The following is a 17361-nucleotide window of genomic DNA, read 5'->3' as shown; positions in this document are numbered from 1 at the left end:
GTGGATACGCCGAGCCCCGACGAACTCAGGCCCAGCGGAGTACTGATACGGCTGCACCACCCGTCGGTTCCGCTCCGAGCCCCCTTCGGAAAACTCGAACCCACGGCCTCTCAGCAGTGGAGGCAGCACATCCTCGTACGCCTCCTCATCCCCAAAAGCTGTGAGCGCCGCCGTGGCACACAGATCCTGGAGCACGGTGTCCTCGTCCCGGGCAGCCGCGCGGGCCAGCTCACCGGGACGGAGCAGCCGGCCCTCGACGGCTAGTACTCCAGCCGTAGATCGTGATCAACCGTCAGGCGTTGAAGCGGTGGCGGGCGGCCTCGATGTGACCGAAGTACCGGTGGGTCCAGTCGCACATTCCGTCGACGGTTGCGCGTAGGCCCTGGCCAGGCTCGGTGAGGTGTATTCGACACGAGGCGGGACGGTGGGGTGCGCGCTGCGCTCGACCACGCCGTTGCGCTCCAGCATGCGCAGGTTCTGGGTGAGCATCTTGTGGCTGATGCCCTCGATCTCGTTGCGCAGTTCGCTGAATCGCAGGGTGCGTTCACCGAGAGTCTCGATGATCAGGAACGCCCACTTGTGAGAGACCACGGGGGTCTGGAGTGACGAGCCCGGGCCCATGATGCCCGGACAAGGAGGCGGACGGCATGGCCGTCACCCTGGTGAACCCCAGCGGATTGCCCGAGATCGATGTCTACCGGCAGGTGTCGATCGCAACTGGGTCGAGGCTGGTCTTCATCGCCGGTCAGGTCTCCTGGGACGCCGAGGGGATCACGGTCGGCGAAGGTGATCTCGCCGCGCAGGTCGAGCAGTGCTACCTCAACATCGGCACCGCCCTGGCCGAGGCCGGCGGCTCCTTCGACGACGTGGCGAAACTGACCTTCTACGTTGTCGACCGGACTCCCGACAAGATGCCCCCGCTCCTGGAGGGGATCTCCCGGGCGGCCGCAAAGCTGGGAATCACCCCGGTCCCGCCGGCCACGCTGCTGGGCGTTGCGGCCCTAGACGTACCCGACCATCTGGTCGCGATCGAAGTCACCGCGATCCCCGGGTGAACAGTTGCCTTTCGCCCGCTGAGCACCGAAGTGGCCAGTTACGGCGCTCAGCGGCCAACCAGCGTGCTCAGCACATCATGTCTGATTCGCGGCCTGCCGGCGGTAGTGGCCGCCTCGGGACCGGGTCTGATGACGTCGCCGCCAGTCGGACCAGCTGAGCCGGTGGGCCGCTGAGTTGCCCAGGTCAGGTGAGCTTTGGAGTGCGCCGTCCCATCGAACGGCGGAAACCGCATGTCACTCCCCCACCTCGGTAGCACGGCCAGGACCGACGGCGGACGTTCGTCGACACTTTGTGACGGTCGGCGGCGAGCGGTGTCAGGACGCAGACAGCATGCGCCGCCTTCAACCCCGCGCGTCACGCACGCCGTGGCCTGCGCCCTTCCGCCACCCCCTCCTTAGGCCCCGGGGACGCCTGACGCCGCTCGGCCGCGGCGCAGGACCTCCAATAAGGAGGTCATCCGGCTGCCGACGTCAGTGCGGTCACCCGGCCGGGGCCTTCGGGGCGGTCGTGGTGGATCGGGGTCGGTGCGCCGGTCAGCGGTATGCCCGACCCGCCCCGGCGCGCCGCGACGATCTCGGCCGCGATGGACAGGGCGGTCTCCTCCGGCGTACGGGCACCCAGGTCGAGGCCGATCGGGGAGTGCAGACGGGCCAGCTCCTCCTCGGTGACACCCGCCTCGCGCAGCCGCCGGTTGCGGTCCTCGTGGGTGCGGCGCGAGCCCATGGCGCCGACGAACGCGACCGGCAGCCGCAGCGCCTCCTCCAGCAGCGGGACGTCGAACTTGGCGTCATGGGTGAGCACGCACAGGACCGTGCGGGCGTCGGTCCCGGTGCTGCGCAGATAGCGGTCCGGCCAGTCGACCACGATCTCGTCGGCCTCGGGGAAGCGGGCCCGGGTTGCGAAGACGGAGCGGGCGTCGCAGACGGTCACGTGGTAGCCGAGGAACTTGCCCGTCCGCACGAGCGCCGCCGCGAAGTCGATCGCCCCGAAGACGATCATGCGGGGCGGTTCCACACTGGACTCGACGAACAGCGTCACACCGCCCGGGCAGTGCGAGCCGTCCTCCGAGACGTCGACCGTGCCGGTGCGACCGGCGTCCAGCAGCGCGCGGGCCTCGGCGGCCGCCGTCCGGTCCAGCCGCGGATCACCGCCGAGACCGCCCTCGTACGCCCCGTCGGCGCGGACCAGCAGTGCGCGGCCGAGCAGTTCGTCCGGGCCCCGGACCAGGCGGGCGACCGCGGCCGTCTCCCCACCGGCGGCGGCCGAGAGCGCCGCCTCGAACACCCACCGGTACGGCGCGTCCCCACGGACCGGGGTGACCAGGACGTCGATCACCCCGCCGCAGGTCAGGCCCACCGCGAAGGCGTCCTCGTCGCTGTAGCCGAACTGTTCCCGTACCGCGCGGCCGTCCTGGAGCGCCTGGACGCACAGGTCGTACACCGCGCCCTCCACACAGCCGCCGGAGACCGAGCCGACGGCCGTGCCGTCGGCGTCGACGGCGAGCGCCGCGCCCGGCGGGCGGGGAGCGCTGCCGCCGACGGCCACCACCGTGGCCACGGCGAAGTCACGGCCCTCGGCCGCCCACCGGTGCAGTTCGATTGCGATGTCAAGCATCTCGGCCGGCCATCAGGACGCGGTCGGGCCGGATGGGCAGGTGCCGGTGGCGTACGCCGGTCGCGTGCCAGACCGCGTTGGCGATCGCCGCCGCGGCTCCCACGATCCCGATCTCGCCGATGCCCTTGATGCCGACCGGGTCGTCCGGGTCGGGGTCGTCCACCCAGTCCGCCTCGATGACGGGGACGTCCGCGTTCGCGGCGAAGTGGTAGCTCGCGAAGTCCGCGCCGACGTGTCCACCCGTGGCCCGGTCCCGGACCGCCTCCTCGTGGAGCGCCATGGACAGGCCCCAGACCATGCCGCCGACGAACTGGCTGCGCGCGGTCAGCGGGTTGACGATCCGGCCCGCCGCGAACATCCCGAGCATCCGCCGTACCCGGACCTCGCCGGTGGTGACGTCGACGGCGACCTCGGCGAACTGCGCGCCGAAGGAGTACCGCTCCTTGCTCGTCAGCCTGCCGATGGCCTCGGCGGTGTTCGAGCGCGCCGTGATGCCCTCCGGCGGAATGCCGTCCGCGAGTGCCAGCCGCTCCCGTAGGTCGGCTGCCGCGGCCACGATCGCCCAGGACCAGGAACGGGTGCCCATCGAGCCGCCGGCCAGGATCGCCTGGCCGAAGTCGCTGTCCGCGATCCGCACCCGGATGCGCTCGGGCGCCACCTCCAGCGCGTCCGCGGCGACCAGGGTCAGCGCGGTGCGCGCCCCGGTCCCGACGTCCGCCGCGGTGATCCGTACGGTGAAGGTGCCGTCCGCCTCTGCCGTCACGGCCGCCGTCGACGGGGCGACCAGTACGGGGAACGTGGCCGCGGCCGTGCCGGTGCCCAGCAGCCAGCGGCCCTCGCGGCGCACACCGGGGCGCGGGTCGCGGTCCGCCCAGCCGAACCTGCGGGCGCCCTCCTCGAAGCAGGCGAGGACGTTGCGGCTGCTGAACGGCAGGCCGGAGAGGGGGCCGGCCTCCGGTTCGTTGCGGGCGCGCAGCACGATCGGGTCGAGGCCGCACTTCTCGGCGAGTTCGTCCAGCGCGGACTCCATCGCGAACGAGCCCGGCGCCTCGCCCGGCGCACGCATATAGGTGGGGGTCGGCACGTCGAGCCGTACGACACGGTTGACGGTGTGGTGCGCGTCGGCGTCGTACATCGAACGCCCGTAGTCGGCGCTGCGCTCGACGAACTCGTGGTTGGTGGAGGTGAGGCACTCGCCCTGGTGGTCGAGGGCGCGCAGCCGTCCGTCGGCGTCGGCGCCGAGCCGGACGCGCTGTGCCGTGGGGCTGCGGTAGCCGGTCAGGGAGAACATCTGGCGACGGGTGGTGACGACCCGGACCGGCCGGTGCAGAACGGTCGCCGCCATCGCGGCGAGGACCAGGTGCGGGCGGGTGCCCTTGGCTCCGAAGGCGCCGCCGACGTGTTCGGACAGTACACGTACCGAGCCGGGGTCGAGGGAGAAGATCTGGGCGAGCTCGTCCGCCACGAACCTGCTGCCCTGGTTGGAGTCGACCACCTCGAGCCGGCCGTCCTCCCAGCGCGCGGTCGCCGCGTGCGGCTCCATCGGGCTGTGGTGCTCCTCCGGCGTGCTGTACTCGGCGTCCACGACGACGGCGGACGCGGCGAGTTCGGCCTCCAGGTCTCCCTTCGACATCTCCGTCGTGGGGCCCTCCGGCAGGTACGCGTCGGGGTGCCCGGCGTGGAACTCGACGTCGTGCGGCTCCACGTCGTACTCGACGACCAGGGCCTCGGCCGCCTCCCTGGCCTGCTCGGAGGTCTCGGCCACGACCAGCGCCACCGGCCAGCCGACATACGGCACCCGGTCGTGCTGGAGGGGCTGGAGGATCGGGTCGGGCGGCCCGAACGGGCCCGCGTAGTTCCCGTCGACCCTGGGGGCGTTGCCGTGGTGCAGGACGGCGACGACGCCGGGCATCTCCAGGACCCGGGCGTCCTGCACCGAACGGATCCGGCCGCGGGCGACGGTGGACAACACCATCCAGCCGTGGGCGAGTTCGGGGTACGGGACCTCTCCCGCGTAGCGGGCCGCGCCGGTGACCTTGGCGACGCCCTCCACGCGGGTGTGCGCGGTGCCGACGGCCTTCGTGACCGCGGCGGCCGGGGTGGTCGTGGTCATCGGGCGGACTCCTCGGCGAGTTCGGTCAGCACGGCCACGACGAGATTGCGCGTCAGCGGCACCTTGTATCCGTTCTTCGGCAGCGTTTCGGCGGCTTCCAGTTCGGCGTCCGCGGCCGCGGCGAACGCCTCGGCCGTCGCCGGGCCTCCGGTCAGCAGCCGCTCGGCCTTGCGGGCCCGCCACGGCCGGGACGCCACCGCTCCGAGGGCGAGACGCACGTCTCGTACGACGCCGGCCTGGACGTCCAGCGCGGCGGCGAGGGAGCCGATCGCGAAGGCGTACGAGGCGCGCTCGCGCACCTTGCGGTAGCGGGAGTTGGCCGCGACCGGGTTCGGCGGGAGCGTGACGGCGGTGATCAGCGCGCCCGGCGGCAGGGCGGTCTCCAGATGCGGGGTGTCGCCCACGGGCAGATAGAATTCCGCGAGCGCCGATTCCCCCGGCCCGTCCGCCGTTTCGTACGAGACGACTGCGTCGAACGCGGTGAGCGCCACCGCCATGTCCGAGGGATGCGTGGCCACGCAGTGCTCGGAGGCGCCGAGGATCGCGTGGTTGTGGTGTTCGCCCTCGACGGCGGGACAACCGCTGCCGGGGACACGCTTGTTGCACGGTTTCGTCAGGTCGGTGAAGTAACCGCAGCGGGTGCGCTGGAGCAGGTTTCCGCCCACGGTCGCCATGTTGCGCAGCTGGCCCGAGGCGCCGGCCAGGACGGCCTGCGTCAGCGCCGGGTAGCGTCGCCGCACTTCGGGGTGGGCGGCGAGATCGCTGTTGGTGACGGTCGCACCGATGCGCAGTCCGCCGTCCGGCGTCGACTCGATCCCGTCCAGGGGCAGTTCACGCACGTCGACGAGGCGGGCCGGCCGCTCCACGCCTGCCTTCATCAGGTCGACGAGATTGGTGCCGCCGCCGAGGAAGCGTGCGTCCGGGTCGGCGCCGAGCAGGGCGACCGCCCCGTGGACGTCGAAGACCCGCTGATAGCCGAACTCCCTCACGCCGCAGCCTCCTCGGTCTCGGTGGTCTCAGTGGTTCCAGCAGCATCGGCCTGCGCCGCCCGCGCGACCGCCTGGACGATGGACACGTAGGCGCCGCAGCGGCACAGGTTGCCGCTCATCCGCTCACGGATCTCCTCGGGGGTGAGCGGGGACGTTCCCGCCTCGGGGCGCACGTCGGCGGTCGCCGCGCTCGGCCAGCCGGCGGCGTGTTCCTCGATCACCGCGATGGCCGAGCAGATCTGCCCCGGAGTGCAGTAGCCGCACTGGAAACCGTCGAGGTCGAGGAACGCCTGCTGCACCGGGTGCAGGCCGTCACCGTCGGCCACACCTTCGATGGTGGTGACCTCACGGCCCTCGGTGGCCACCGCCAACTGCAGGCAGGACAGGGCCCGTCGGCCGTCCACCAGCACTGTGCAGGCGCCGCACTGACCTTGGTCGCAGCCCTTCTTCGTACCGGTCAGATCAAGACGCTCGCGCAGGGCGTCGAGCAGGGTGGTGCGGTGGTCGACGGGCAGCGTGTACTTCTCACCGTTGACGTTGAGCGTGATGGCGCTGGACGTCAATGGGGCCATGGTCAGCCTTCTTTCACGTTCGTGGTGCGCGTCGAAGTCGTACGGACGATCCTCGGACGTGGGGCGGGCGGGGGAATCCCGGTCGCCTCATGGTTCCGGCCATCCACAAAGGCCGCGACTGCCGCTATCGTGAGTCCAAGCGGACAGCTGTCCGTTACGAATGAACCTAGTGGACAGTTGTCCGCTTAGCAAGAGTGGTCCGGCCGCGACTGCCACGGCGGAGCCCGGCCGCGATTCCGGAAGGAGGATGGGTGCAACAGAAGAAGGACGGCCCCCTGCGCTCGGACGCGCAACGGAATCGCGAGCGCATCCTGGCCGTGGCGCTGGAGGAACTGACCCGTTCGGCGGACGCCCCGCTCAGCGCGATCGCGAAGAAGGCGTGTGTCGGGCAGGGGACCTTCTACCGCAACTTCCCCAGCCGCGAGGCGCTCGTGCTGGAGGTCTACCGCTACGAGGTGCAGCAGGTGGCCGACGCCGCGGCCCACCTGCTGCAGACCCGAGCTCCGGACCAGGCCCTGCGCGAGTGGATGGACCGGCTCCCCCGGTACGCCTTGGCCAAGGCGGGCCTCGCCGAGGCGCTGAGCAAGGCCACCACCGCGGGTGGCACCCTGATGAACCTGAGCCGCGGCCCCATGACCTCGGCCGTCGCGCTCCTGCTGAAGGCGAACGAGGAGGCCGGCACGATACGCCCGGGGGTGACCCCCGAGGACTTCCTGCTCGCGATCGCCGGCCTGTGGCAGCTCGCCGCGTACGACGACTGGCAGCCACGCGCCACACGGCTGCTCGACCTGGTGATGGACGGGTTGCGCGTGGGGGCGCCGGGGGCAGCGCCGCAGAAGCCTCAGCCGTAGCGCCGCCGCCTACGACGTACGGCGGGGCTTGCCCGCCCGACAGCCCCATCCACCATCAATTCCCCAGGACACGACAGCGGGCTTCTCACCGTCACCAACCCCCGCAACCCGCGAGATCCCGCCGCTTACCGACACCCGCACAGGCCAGACAAACATCGCGATCCTTGTTCCACAGCCGGTACTCCCATACCACCGACTGGCCATCGGCAACCACAGGCCGTGGCAGGGGAGGTGGTAGGCGTGCAGGAAACCGGCAGCCGGCCCACCTGGCCGGTCATCCTCATCGACGACGACCAGTGGCTCACCGTCTGCGAGTCCGACCGTGATATCCAACTGGCAGTCGAACCCGACTTCGTCGACGACATCGTGACCGCCTACGACGGACTCGCACGCTCGCTCGAACTGCTGGACGTGGGGAACCAGGTGACCCTCCAAGTCTCCGGCCCACCACAGCCCGAGCAACTCCACCGACAGGTCCAGGAGTACTTCGACTTCTGGACAAGAGAAGCCGCCCCTGCCTTCCAGGAGGACGTCCGGCAATACATCGCGTCGGTTGCCGCGCTCGCGCGATCAGCCGCCGCCAGAAGCAAGAAAGGTAGGCCGACCCGCTGACCCCGGCCTCGGCTCAGGACCTGGCTGAAAGCAAGATTTCCATACAGCCATCCCCCCGAACCGAAGCCCCTGGCTCAGGAACCAGGCCCGGTCACCGCATGAGACGCGGTGACCGGGCCTTTGTCCTCCCCTTTTTCTGAAGTAGAGATACTGCGCGCGCAGCCAGGTACTCACCGTCAGATACGGGGCCCACGCCCAGGTCATCTATCCCGCCTGCCGCGCCGCCGGACAGGACACAGGCGCACCGCCTGCCCGACCTCACCTGGCGGCCGATAGCGCGCCTTCGCCGAACGTGAACAGCAGGCGTACACCGGACCTGGTGGGCGAGCATCGTGGAGCGCTCCGGCTCGCCGCTGCCGGAGCGGTGCGTCCTCGCGGCCCTGGCGTCTACTTCCAGGGGCATCCCGGCGTTCACCGCGGCCAGGGCGGTCCGCTTCCAGGCGTTCTCGATCAGGCCGGCGCTTCTCCTTGCCCAGCACCCGCAGCTGTCCGGCCATGGTCGCAGGCTGCTGTTCGGAATGACCCAGCGTCCTCACCACGGCCAGGCGTCGCCTTGGACACGCGCATGCAGATGCTCGTGATCGGGCCGGAGCAGAGCCGGAGCGGGTTTTCGCGCTGGCGCACTCGGTGGCAGCGGGACGGGCGGGTGCGGCTCGTCCCCGGGCTTGCCCGCGGGAGTCGACGAGGTTGGCGGGAGCGAGGATTTGCAGTTGGCCCGTCCGAGGATCGATAGATGGCCCAAGCCGGACCTGTCCTTCTGGTGCGGGGTGCTCAGGCCTGGCGGATTCTGTTGAAGCCGCGTCTCGGGGCGCGCAAGACCGGTGTGCGGCATGATGATCCGGTGGATTTCGAGCCGTACCGGTGTGAGTTGGTGGCGTACTGCTACCGGATGCTGGGCTCGTTCCATGAGGCCGAGGATCTGGTGCAGGAGACGCTGCTGCGGGCCTGGAAGGCTCGCGACCGGTACGACCCGGCGCGTGCGTCGGTGCGGACCTGGCTGTACCGGATCGCCACAAACGTGTGTCTGACCGCGCTGGAGGGGCGCGGGCGGCGTCCTCTGCCGTCCGGGCTCGGGGCACCGAGCGACGATCCCGGGGCGCCGCTGGTACCCGCGCTCGATGTGCCCTGGCTTCAGCCGTTCCCCGACGCGCGGTTCGATGTGGAGGTCAGGGCGGATCTGCGGCTCGCGTGGGTAGCGGCGGTGCAGGTCCTGCCGGCGCGGCAGCGGGCGGTGCTGGTGCTGCGCGAGGTTCTGGCGTTCACCGCCGCTGAGGTCGCCGAGCAGTTGGGGACCACGGTCGCGGCGGTCAACAGCGCGTTGCAGCGGGCCCGTGCCGCTCTGGCCGGCGTGGGTGACGCCGGTGCGGTCACCGAGCCGGACGATCCCGAGGTGCGGGCGGTCGTCCAGCGGTACATCCAGGCGTTCGAAGCGGCGGATGTCCCCGCGTTGGTGCGGCTGCTGGCCGACGACGCGGTGCTCGAAATGCCGCCGGTCCCGCTGTGGTACCGGGGCAGCCGGGATTATGGACGGTTCATGGAGCGGGTGTTCGGGATGCGTGGCACGGGCTGGGGCATGCGGGAGCTGACCGCCAACGGGCAGCCCGCACTCGCCGCGTACGCGCCGGAGCCCGGCGGTGTGCACCGGCTGCACACCCTGCAGGTCTTCACCGTCACCGACGGACGCATCGCGTACAACGTCGTGTTCGCCGATCCGCGCGTCTTCGACGCCTTCAAGCTGCCGCGTGAGATTCCCGCAGGCGAGTTCCACCGGGAGCGATGAGTCGGGGCGGTGCGGCCGGTACGTACCGGTGAACACCGAACCGAAGGGAATCTCATCGTGAGCGTCATCGTCATCGAGTTCATCACCCTGGACGGGATCGTGTCCGACCCGGACGGGTCCGCCGGCACGCCGCTGGGCGGCTGGGCATTCCGGCACGGCCCGGAGGCGGTCGCCGGGGACAAGTTCCGGCTCGGCCGCACGCTGGACGAGGGTGCACTGCTGCTCGGGCGTGCCACCTGGCAGCTGTTCTCACGGCTCTGGCCGGGCCGCGACGACCCGTTCGCCGCGCGGATGAACGCCGTCCCGAAGCTGGTCGCCTCCCGCACCCTGACCCACGCCGACACGTCGGTGTGGGCGAACTCCCACCTGCTCGACGGCGACCTGGTCGACGCCGTCAAGCGCGAGCGGCGGGACGTGATCGTCACCGGGAGCCTGAGCGTCGTGGACCATCTGAGGGCCGCGGACCTGGTCGACGAGTACCGGCTGCTGACCTTCCCCACCATCCTCGGCACCGGCCGACGGCTCTTCCCGGACAACGGCCCCCACGCCGAGCTGGAGTGCCTGGCCGCCCAGCAGGTCGGCGCCGCCGTCCTCACCCGCTACCGCAGGGCCGCCCGATGACCGCTCGCTTCATCGCCCTGTGCGAGACACCCGCCGACCCCGCGGCATTCGACCGGCACTACCACTCCGTCCACATCCCGCTGGTTCGCCGTCTCCCGGGGCTGCGCCGCTACACGATCGGCCGCGACCTGGTCGCCGTCCGCGGCGGCGCGCCGTACTACCTGGTCGCCGAGCTGGAATGGGACACGATGGACGAACTGCAGGCCGCATTCGCCTCACCCGAGGGACCGGCAGCGAGTTTCTCCGCCGAGCATCGCCCTGGCGCGGCCCAGGCCGCACCGCCAGCGGGCGGCCTACACCACGGGACATGCTGTGGTGGACCGAGGACGTACCGGTACCCACTTCGATGTTCATGCTGAAGAGGGTCGTATATGAGATGAGGAGTGCCTGTCGGATGCGTAGGCTCCGGGCCGTGACTGATCAGATACAGGAGATCGTGACGGGGCTGCCGGACCTGACCGAGGTCACCGGCGTGTGGGCGGTGGTCGATGGCCGGGTCGCACGGGGAGACGCTGCCTTTGCCGCGGACCTCGGCATCGCTCTCGCCAGGACGTACGGCACCGAGGGGCAGATATGGCAGTGCAGAAGCGTCTTCGACCATCTGCTGCGGCTGTTGGCCACCACCGCTGGTCCCGAGAATGTCACGCAGGCGCTGCGGCTGGTCTCCTCCGCTGAGGTCACCAGCAGGAAGCTGGATCGCTACACGGCCTCGTTGCTGGCATCCAGCCATGAGGCGACGGACCTGGCTGCAGCGTTCACCGGCCGCGCCTCGGAGGAGCTTAGGGCCTGTCTGGTCCACGAGTTGGTTCTCAGGGGTGTGGTCGTTGAGGAGATGCCGGGAATCGCGGGTTGGGCGACGTCACCGCATTGGAGTCATCACCCGCTGAGCTGGCTGCCCCTGACGCTGTCCGACGTGGAAGAACATGCGGATCTGCCGAGGTACAGCATCCGTGGCAGCAGTCACTCGATGCCGTACGGACCATCGGGGAGCCGTGAACTGGCAGTATTCGCCAACGCGCGCGTGCCGTCGGCGAAGGAGACGACAACACAAGCCGCAGCCACGGCTATGGCCAGGGCCGTGGCGAACTGGGCCGAAGAGTCCAACGGGCGCATAGAAGCGCGGGTCTTCGACCTCGCCGAACCCCTGGACGCCGAGTCGGTCCCGAACGCGCTCTTGACTCTGGGGCTGGAGTGCCTGCACGGAGTGGGGAAGAAGACCGCTCTGTCGGTGGCTGTCCGTCCGCCGGCCCAGGCATGGCGAGTCCTCTTCGCCGCGGCGTCGACGGGAGGGGCATACAACTCCGGTTCCTATGGCGCCTACGGCCGTCTGGCGACCTGGCAGTCCCTGGCCGCGCTGGCTGGCAGCCCAGAAGGCGCCACCGCCGCTGAGGTCGAAGCTCGAGTGCGGAACTGCGTCTGGCACGGCTTCGACGCCGATACGAAGTGGTTCGAGCAAGTGGCCTGGGACATCGGTCTGGCCACTCTTTCCCCAGACCGTCGGCGCCTGGCCGTACTTGCCGCGACGGACACCGACTGACGGCAGAGCTGGTCCGGCTGATGATCAAGGGCTGGCGGTAGCGGCCATGCGAACTCTGGGGCGCGACGGCTGGCGGTGGTCGACCTGACAGCCGGAGGGGCAGCCGCGCCTACACGCCCGGGCCGTGCCGCAGGCCATGCCGGCGCGACGGGCGAACTCCGCAATCCGACCCCATCGGAAGCACGTGATCGGCCATCGGGCTTCCGCTGCGAAGGACTCGGTGAGGTCCACTGACCGTCACTGATCACCGGGCCCGCCGACTCACGGTCGGTGGGCCCACACCGTTACGGGCGCGCTGCTGGATGCCTGCTGGGGTGATCTGTGCGACGCCTCCTGACCACTGTTCCCCGGCCCCAGCAGCAGATGGCGCCCAGCCCGGTATGCCCGCAAGGAGTTTCCAGGTGAAGACCCGTACAGCACTGGCACGTTGTGCCCGCGGCGCCGCCACCGCTGCCGCGCTGATGCTGCTCACCGCAGCCACCACCGCCGCCCGTCCCGCACCGCCCACCGCACAAGCGCACGAGCCGGGCGCGTTCATCGACGCCTCCTCGGTCGCCGCCAGCCAACTGCGCGGACTTGACCATCCCGTCCCGCTCGCCGACTACGCGCGCAAGCAAGGCTCGCACCTCGCCGCCCCGCGCTCAGCCACTGCACCAGACGACCAGCAGGACCTCCGCCAGCAATGCGCCGCACACGCCACGCAGGCCAACACCGCGACCGGATGGATCAAGTCCCGTTGCGGCGAAAGCTGCCAGAAACGGCCCTACGACCTGGTCCTGCGCGACAAGAACGGCACCACCGGCCGGCTCTGGTTCGACATGTGGATCCTCGGCTTCGCCTACGACGGCAGCCGCCGTGTCGACTACGTCGCCAGTATCGAGAACATCCGCGTGCAGGCCGTCCCCACCGAGGACGCCACCAAATGGAGCGTCGGCCAGCACTTCCGTCACAGCATCGAACGCCTCCAACAGCGACCCCGATCCCCAGGTGACCGCGCCGCAGACCACCGCGACGAGTACCCCTTCGCCTCCACCAAGGAAGGATCCACCAAGGGCGACAACCGCTTCTCCGTCCGGCTGATAGATGGCAAGGACAACCGCAAAGGCGGGGAGCGCCTCAACCATGTGTACACCCTGAACCGCATCCTGGACGGCGACCCCTTCTACGTGAAGATCACCGACTAGCAGGAAAGGCCCTGGCCCCCATGGCTCTTCTCGCCGAGCACAACGTCACTGCCACTCCCGGACGCCGCATACTCGAGGTCTACGACGCGGACGCCTACCTCGGCGACGAAGCCGCCCTGGACGCCGCAGAGGCACAGGTGGTCGCCGGCAACGGCTACCACCTGTACCTACTCAGCCTCCAACCCGACATCCCCGTCCAGATCACCATCCGCATCTGGGACACCCCACCCGCCCCGCCCGCCCCGCCCGCCGACGCCGAAGGCCACACGACCATCGGTCTCGAATCCGAGACCGGCATCCTCGTCATCGGCCAACTCGACCGCGGCCCCGCCGACGAGATCACCCTGCCCCGCCCCGGCGTCTACGAAGGCCACGCCTGGTGGACCAACCGCCAAGCCGCCGCCGACTACTACAACACCACCCTCGCCCAACTCCCCGACGACTCCCCCGACGGCTGGCTCACCCAAGCCTGGAACAACTGCCCCGTTACCGAACACTACGTCCTCGACCTGGCCTACATCCGCGAACCCGAACCCATCGAGGGACTGTAAATCGTTCGGTGTAACTCCCGATCATGGAAGATGCATCGATGACCAGTGAGAACATGGCCGAGCAGGAGACTGTCGAGTCGGCAGCGGCTGTGTCGGCGAAGGCCGTGGACGACCAGTTGATTGACGAGCTGGTGAGCCGAGCCCAGGCCGAGGGCCTGCAGCTGACCGGCGAGGGCGGTCGTGGAATGCGTGTCCGTGTCCCGCTCCGGTAGCGTCTGCCCCCATCCCGGCCAAGGATGGGGGCGGCTCTAGTCAGCCCCAGCGGGCATCATGAGCCTTACGTGATCCGTTGTCAGTCCTGGCCTGTTGAGGCGATGAGGTCGAGAAGGCCGGGGAATCGTTGGTTGAGGTCGTCGACCCGAAGGCGGCTGCGCCGCTCCAGTCCGTACTGCCTCTGGTGAATTACGCCAGCTTCGCGCAGGACTTTGAAGTGGTGAGTGAGGCTGGACTTCGGGCGGTTGAAGCCGAACCAGCCGCAGGGATGGTCGAACTCATCGGAGTCCAGCAGGAGCTTACGCGCCACGGTCATGCGTAGCGGGTCGGCGAGCGCACCCATCACGACCTCGAGTCGTAGCGCATCAACGGGCGGCTCTGGCAGGAGCGGCGGCCTCTCGTTCCCGGTTATGGCGTCAGGCATGCGGCCATCCTAGCGAGTTGTACGAGGATTCTCGTACTGCTACGGTCCTGTACGAGTTTTTTCGTACAAGGAGGTCGGTAGTGGCAGTTGTGCATGAGGTCCGGGTGCGGGCTGGAGCGGGATGGCAGCTCGTCAGGGCGGCATGGGCGGTGACGGCCGTGTTCGCCCTGTCCAACTCACCGACTCCGCTGTATGTGTACTGGCAGCGTGAAATGAAATACTCCTCAGGGACCCTGACAGTCGTCTTCGCCGCCTACATCGCGGGTCTGGTGGTGACGCTGCTCGTCGCGGGACGCGCGGCCGACCGGTACGGCCGCAAGCGGGTGGTTGTCCCGGGGATCCTGATTGCGTTGGTCTCGGCGTTGCTGTTCATGACTGCCGGGAGCGTCGCGGCCCTGGTCGTAGCGAGGCTGCTCGTCGGCGTCGCGGTCGGGATTGTTGTGTCCGCTGGCATGGCCGCGGTCGTCGACCTCGGTGGGGAGGACCGCCGTCATATGACGTCGATGCTGGCCTCGATCGCTATGGTCTTCGGCGCCGGTCTCGGGCCACTCCTGGGCGGGATCGTCTACCAGGCCACACCCCGACCGGTCGGATGGGTCTTCACTGTGAACATCGTGCTGCTGGTCGTCGCCTTGCTCGGGTACATCGGATTGCCGCTGGAACGTCCGTCGGGCCAAGCGTCAGGGTTCTTGTGGCCGCGTCTTCCCCGTGTGCCCGCGCGGAATCGCATGCAAGTCGCCAGCGGTGCGGCGGTCTTCGCCCCCGGCCTGACCGCCACGTCGTTCGTGCTGTCCCTCGGCCCCTCCCTGCTGATGCTCGCTGTCGGGAACACCTCGCCGCTCCTGGCCGGCGGCGCAGCATGCGTGATGTTCCTCGCCGCCACCGGATCGCAGATCGCCCTCACCAGGCTTGCCGTGCATCGCCTGTTCGCCTTGGGGACTACCAGCACCGTCCTCGCGATGAGCGCCGTCGTGGTCACTCTCTTCACCAAAAACCCAGCACTCTTCGTCGCCTCGGCCATCCTCGCAGGCAGCGGGCAAGGACTCGGCCAGCTCAGCGGCCTCCGGCTCATTGCCCACCACGTCGAGGGCAATCGGCGCGCCGAGGCTAACGCTGCACTGAACATCAGCGCCTACCTCCCCGCCGCGATCCTCACCGTCGCCACCGGATACGCCGTCAGTGGATGGGGCATTCGCCCCGCGGCCACGGCCCTCGCAGCCACTCTGGCGGTCCTCGGCCTGCTCCTCGGCGTGGCCGCCTACCGCGCCAACGCGCACGAATGAGGAGTTCACGACCCATGGTGCATCGCAATGCTCCTCTGACGATCGAGGGCCGGCGCCGTCTCGTTGAGCGGTGCGAGAGCCGACCGATCGCTCATGTCGCCGCGGAGATGGGGATCTCAAGGGCGTGCGCGTCGAAGTGGGTCAACCGCGACCGCCGTCACGGTGAGCTCGGCCTGCTCGATCGTTCCTCAACACCGCGTCATCAGCCGACTGCGACGGATGCCGAGGTCGTGGCCCTGATCGAGGATCTGCGCCGCACCCAGAAGTGGTCGGCCGCCCGGATCGCGTCCGAACTCCACGCAGACGGGGTCTCGATCAGCCGCCGCACCGTGTCACGACACCTGCACGTACTCGGGCTGAATCACCGCCGGTTCATCGATCCGAACGGCGAATCGAACCGAAAGCCGCGGAGGATCACTGCCCGTTGGCCTGGGCACATGGTCCACCTCGACGTGAAGAAGGTAGGCCGGATACCTGACGGCGGTGGCTGGAGAGCACACGGACGGGGAAGCGAACAGGCCAAGAATGTCGAGCGCCGCAAGAAGAAGAGCGAGCGCGGCGGCTACGTCTACCTCCATTCCGCCGTCGACGGTTTCTCCCGGCTCGCCTACGCCGAAGCACTGCCCGACGAGAAGGCGGCAACTGCAATCGGGTTCCTCCATCGAGCCCGCGCATGGTTCACCGCCCACGGCATCACCCGCATCGAGCGCATCGTCACCGACAACGGAGCCTGCTACCGCGCCGACGCGTTCGCCCGAGCACTCCTGGGATAACTCCACCAGCGGATCACGCCTTACACACCGCGGCACAACGGCAAGGTAGAGAGTACAACCGGATCATCGCCGAGGAGTTCCTCTACGCCCGCATCTGGCTGTCCGAAGATCGACGCCGCGAAGCCCTCGTCGTCTGGAACATCCACTACAACTACCACCGACCCCACGGCGCAGCTGGAGGCCAGCCACCGGCCGTTCGGCTACAGGAAGGCGTCACCAATGTCCTAGCCTCACACAACTAGTACTCCAGTGTGGTTTCGTGATCTACCCGCTGGCTGAGTGGGCGAGCCGTCGTCGGGGGTGGCTGCGCGGGTCGGGCATGGTGGCGCGCGGGGCTGCGGCGCATCCGAAGATGACGGCGGCCGGCGGTTCCGATGCGCGCCCAGGACGAGTGGCAGTGAATGCCGCATTCCGATTGTTCGGCGCGCCGGGGAAATGTAGCGTCGCGATCATGTCACTGATCGGAAACGCCACTGACCAGGCGCCGGCGAACCCGGCCGCCACCGATGACATGCTGGCCACTCAGCCGGTCGGCTACTGGAGCGGCCTGGCCCATGCGACCGTCACCCGGCATCTGCGTGATGCGATGGCCAAGATCGACGTCACGCAGCCGCAGTACTGGGTGCTCAACCGCGTGAACGGCGGCCCCGCGGCGCCGAGCCGCGAGGAGGTCGTCGCTTCTCTGACGCACCTTGCCGACGGGCCGCATGAGATCGCCAGGGTCGTGGACCAGTTGCTCCACCGTGAGTGGCTCAGGATCGATGACGGGCAGCGCCTGCACCTCACGAATGCCGGGGAGGCCGCCAGAGCGCGGCTCCGTGAGCTGGCGACCGAGGTACGCGCCGTAGTCCACCAGGGCATCAGCGACGAGGAGTACGTGGCCGCGCTCAAGGTACTGCGCAAAATGGTGGCCAATGTCGAGGGCGACGGGACTCCTGGCAATCCGTCCTGATGACGCGATTCTGTGACGGCCCCGGCTGGGAACGAGCGCGGCCACGGCATGATCATCGGTTGGTGTGTGGACAAACGACGATCGTGCGGTGGCCGCCGGCCATAGCCTAAGACGTCGTTTCAGTTGGTGAGTCGGCGGTAGCTGATGAGGGCTGCGGCGATGCCGACGAAGGCCAGGAAGTGTTCGGCCTTGCGCTCGTAGCGACGGTGCAGGCGTCGGCATCCGGCGAGCCAGGA

18 protein-coding genes and 3 pseudogenes are annotated in these 17361 nt (G+C 69.3%); 14 read left to right on the top strand and 7 right to left on the bottom strand.

The annotated features are described in order from the left end of the window. Entirely contained in the window at positions 1-264 is a 264-nt protein-coding gene (locus SY2F82_RS37775; protein ID WP_200423621.1) for a hypothetical protein, read from the top strand. A gap of 28 nt (positions 265-292) precedes the next feature. Here SY2F82_RS37775 and SY2F82_RS37770 read toward each other — a convergent pair. Then, a pseudogene (locus SY2F82_RS37770) lies at positions 293-588 on the bottom strand (winged helix-turn-helix transcriptional regulator); the annotation flags it as partial. Positions 589-647: 59 nt separating this feature from the next. On the opposite strand from SY2F82_RS37770, the gene SY2F82_RS37765 reads away from it, so the two are divergent. Further along, complete coding sequence (locus SY2F82_RS37765; RefSeq protein WP_200423620.1) at positions 648-1055, top strand: RidA family protein; 408 nt, start codon at positions 648-650, stop codon at positions 1053-1055. A 454-nt stretch (positions 1056-1509) separates the two neighbouring features. On the opposite strand, the gene SY2F82_RS37760 is transcribed toward SY2F82_RS37765, so the two are convergent. From SY2F82_RS37760 to SY2F82_RS37745, 4 genes are read right to left on the bottom strand one after another with little or no spacing between them, the layout of a single operon-like run. After that, the gene (locus SY2F82_RS37760; protein ID WP_200423619.1) at positions 1510-2670 is read right to left on the bottom strand and encodes an XdhC/CoxI family protein; all 1161 of its coding nucleotides are present in this window, start codon (positions 2668-2670) and stop codon (positions 1510-1512) included. Then, positions 2663-4783 carry a xanthine dehydrogenase family protein molybdopterin-binding subunit gene (locus SY2F82_RS37755; protein WP_200423618.1) on the bottom strand — a complete coding sequence of 707 codons (2121 nt, stop codon included), beginning with the start codon at positions 4781-4783 and terminating at the stop codon, positions 2663-2665. The genes SY2F82_RS37760 and SY2F82_RS37755 overlap by 8 nt, the downstream gene beginning before the upstream one ends. After that, positions 4780-5772 (bottom strand): xanthine dehydrogenase family protein subunit M, encoded by a 993-nt coding sequence (locus tag SY2F82_RS37750; RefSeq protein ID WP_200423617.1) that lies wholly within the window; start codon positions 5770-5772, stop codon positions 4780-4782. The genes SY2F82_RS37755 and SY2F82_RS37750 overlap by 4 nt, the downstream gene beginning before the upstream one ends. Next, complete coding sequence (locus SY2F82_RS37745) at positions 5769-6344, bottom strand: (2Fe-2S)-binding protein (protein ID WP_200423616.1); 576 nt, start codon at positions 6342-6344, stop codon at positions 5769-5771. Before SY2F82_RS37745 ends, SY2F82_RS37750 begins: the two co-directional genes overlap by 4 nt. A gap of 251 nt (positions 6345-6595) precedes the next feature. Here SY2F82_RS37745 and SY2F82_RS37740 point away from each other — a divergent pair, with 251 nt between their 5' ends. The 9 genes from SY2F82_RS37740 (at position 6596) to SY2F82_RS37700 (ending at position 13692) form a co-directional block, all read left to right on the top strand. Continuing rightward, positions 6596-7195, top strand: coding sequence for a TetR/AcrR family transcriptional regulator (locus tag SY2F82_RS37740; protein WP_200423615.1), 600 nt, complete (start codon positions 6596-6598; stop codon positions 7193-7195). A gap of 240 nt (positions 7196-7435) precedes the next feature. Then, the gene (locus tag SY2F82_RS37735) at positions 7436-7807 is read left to right on the top strand and encodes a hypothetical protein (protein WP_200423614.1); all 372 of its coding nucleotides are present in this window, start codon (positions 7436-7438) and stop codon (positions 7805-7807) included. Between the two features lie 823 nt (positions 7808-8630). After that, positions 8631-9587: a sigma-70 family RNA polymerase sigma factor gene (locus tag SY2F82_RS37730; protein ID WP_268980424.1), complete on the top strand. Its 957-nt coding sequence runs from the start codon at positions 8631-8633 to the stop codon at positions 9585-9587. A 57-nt stretch (positions 9588-9644) separates the two neighbouring features. Then, entirely contained in the window at positions 9645-10208 is a 564-nt protein-coding gene (locus SY2F82_RS37725) for a dihydrofolate reductase family protein (protein ID WP_200423612.1), read from the top strand. Continuing rightward, a complete protein-coding gene (locus tag SY2F82_RS37720; RefSeq protein ID WP_200423611.1) occupies positions 10205-10567 on the top strand; it encodes an EthD family reductase in 363 nt (120 codons plus the stop codon). Before SY2F82_RS37725 ends, SY2F82_RS37720 begins: the two co-directional genes overlap by 4 nt. A gap of 53 nt (positions 10568-10620) precedes the next feature. Next, positions 10621-11745, top strand: a complete 1125-nt coding sequence (locus SY2F82_RS37715) for a DUF6183 family protein (RefSeq protein ID WP_200423610.1) — start codon at positions 10621-10623, stop codon at positions 11743-11745. A gap of 401 nt (positions 11746-12146) precedes the next feature. Beyond that, positions 12147-12929, top strand: coding sequence for a NucA/NucB deoxyribonuclease domain-containing protein (locus tag SY2F82_RS37710; protein WP_236042044.1), 783 nt, complete (start codon positions 12147-12149; stop codon positions 12927-12929). 20 nt (positions 12930-12949) lie between these two features. Continuing rightward, entirely contained in the window at positions 12950-13480 is a 531-nt protein-coding gene (locus SY2F82_RS37705) for a hypothetical protein (protein WP_200423609.1), read from the top strand. 38 nt (positions 13481-13518) lie between these two features. Further along, a complete protein-coding gene (locus tag SY2F82_RS37700; protein WP_200423608.1) occupies positions 13519-13692 on the top strand; it encodes a hypothetical protein in 174 nt (57 codons plus the stop codon). An 80-nt stretch (positions 13693-13772) separates the two neighbouring features. On the opposite strand, the gene SY2F82_RS37695 is transcribed toward SY2F82_RS37700, so the two are convergent. Continuing rightward, a complete protein-coding gene (locus tag SY2F82_RS37695) occupies positions 13773-14117 on the bottom strand; it encodes a helix-turn-helix transcriptional regulator (RefSeq protein ID WP_200423607.1) in 345 nt (114 codons plus the stop codon). Positions 14118-14197: 80 nt separating this feature from the next. On the opposite strand from SY2F82_RS37695, the gene SY2F82_RS37690 reads away from it, so the two are divergent. From SY2F82_RS37690 to SY2F82_RS37680, 3 genes and pseudogenes are all read left to right on the top strand, one after another. Continuing rightward, positions 14198-15400 carry an MFS transporter gene (locus SY2F82_RS37690; RefSeq protein WP_200423606.1) on the top strand — a complete coding sequence of 401 codons (1203 nt, stop codon included), beginning with the start codon at positions 14198-14200 and terminating at the stop codon, positions 15398-15400. A 14-nt stretch (positions 15401-15414) separates the two neighbouring features. Beyond that, positions 15415-16415: pseudogene (locus SY2F82_RS37685) on the top strand (IS481 family transposase). 209 nt (positions 16416-16624) lie between these two features. Next, positions 16625-17125, top strand: coding sequence for a MarR family winged helix-turn-helix transcriptional regulator (locus SY2F82_RS37680; RefSeq protein ID WP_374707246.1), 501 nt, complete (start codon positions 16625-16627; stop codon positions 17123-17125). A 119-nt stretch (positions 17126-17244) separates the two neighbouring features. On the opposite strand, the pseudogene SY2F82_RS37675 reads toward SY2F82_RS37680, so the two are convergent. Continuing rightward, a pseudogene (locus tag SY2F82_RS37675) lies at positions 17245-17361 on the bottom strand (IS5/IS1182 family transposase); the annotation flags it as partial.

Origin of the sequence: Streptomyces sp. Y2F8-2 (assembly GCF_014905555.1) — a bacterium.
GTDB lineage: Bacteria > Actinomycetota > Actinomycetes > Streptomycetales > Streptomycetaceae > Streptomyces > Streptomyces cynarae.
The sequence above is the reverse complement of the archived record's forward strand: the minus strand, read 5'-3'. Positions and strand labels throughout refer to the sequence as shown.

Excerpts from the sequence above, each read along its gene's own strand:
- SY2F82_RS37765 (WP_200423620.1), top strand. The coding sequence starts at position 648 with ATGGCCGTCACCCTGGTGAACCCCAGCGGATTGCCCGAGATCGATGTC.
- SY2F82_RS37760 (WP_200423619.1), bottom strand. The coding sequence starts at position 2,670 with ATGCTTGACATCGCAATCGAACTGCACCGGTGGGCGGCCGAGGGCCGT.
- SY2F82_RS37755 (WP_200423618.1), bottom strand. The coding sequence starts at position 4,783 with ATGACCACGACCACCCCGGCCGCCGCGGTCACGAAGGCCGTCGGCACC.
- SY2F82_RS37745 (WP_200423616.1), bottom strand. The coding sequence starts at position 6,344 with ATGGCCCCATTGACGTCCAGCGCCATCACGCTCAACGTCAACGGTGAG.
- SY2F82_RS37720 (WP_200423611.1), top strand. The coding sequence starts at position 10,205 with ATGACCGCTCGCTTCATCGCCCTGTGCGAGACACCCGCCGACCCCGCG.
- SY2F82_RS37705 (WP_200423609.1), top strand. The coding sequence starts at position 12,950 with ATGGCTCTTCTCGCCGAGCACAACGTCACTGCCACTCCCGGACGCCGC.
- SY2F82_RS37700 (WP_200423608.1), top strand. The coding sequence starts at position 13,519 with ATGACCAGTGAGAACATGGCCGAGCAGGAGACTGTCGAGTCGGCAGCG.
- SY2F82_RS37695 (WP_200423607.1), bottom strand. The coding sequence starts at position 14,117 with ATGCCTGACGCCATAACCGGGAACGAGAGGCCGCCGCTCCTGCCAGAG.
- SY2F82_RS37680 (WP_374707246.1), top strand. The coding sequence starts at position 16,625 with ATGTCACTGATCGGAAACGCCACTGACCAGGCGCCGGCGAACCCGGCC.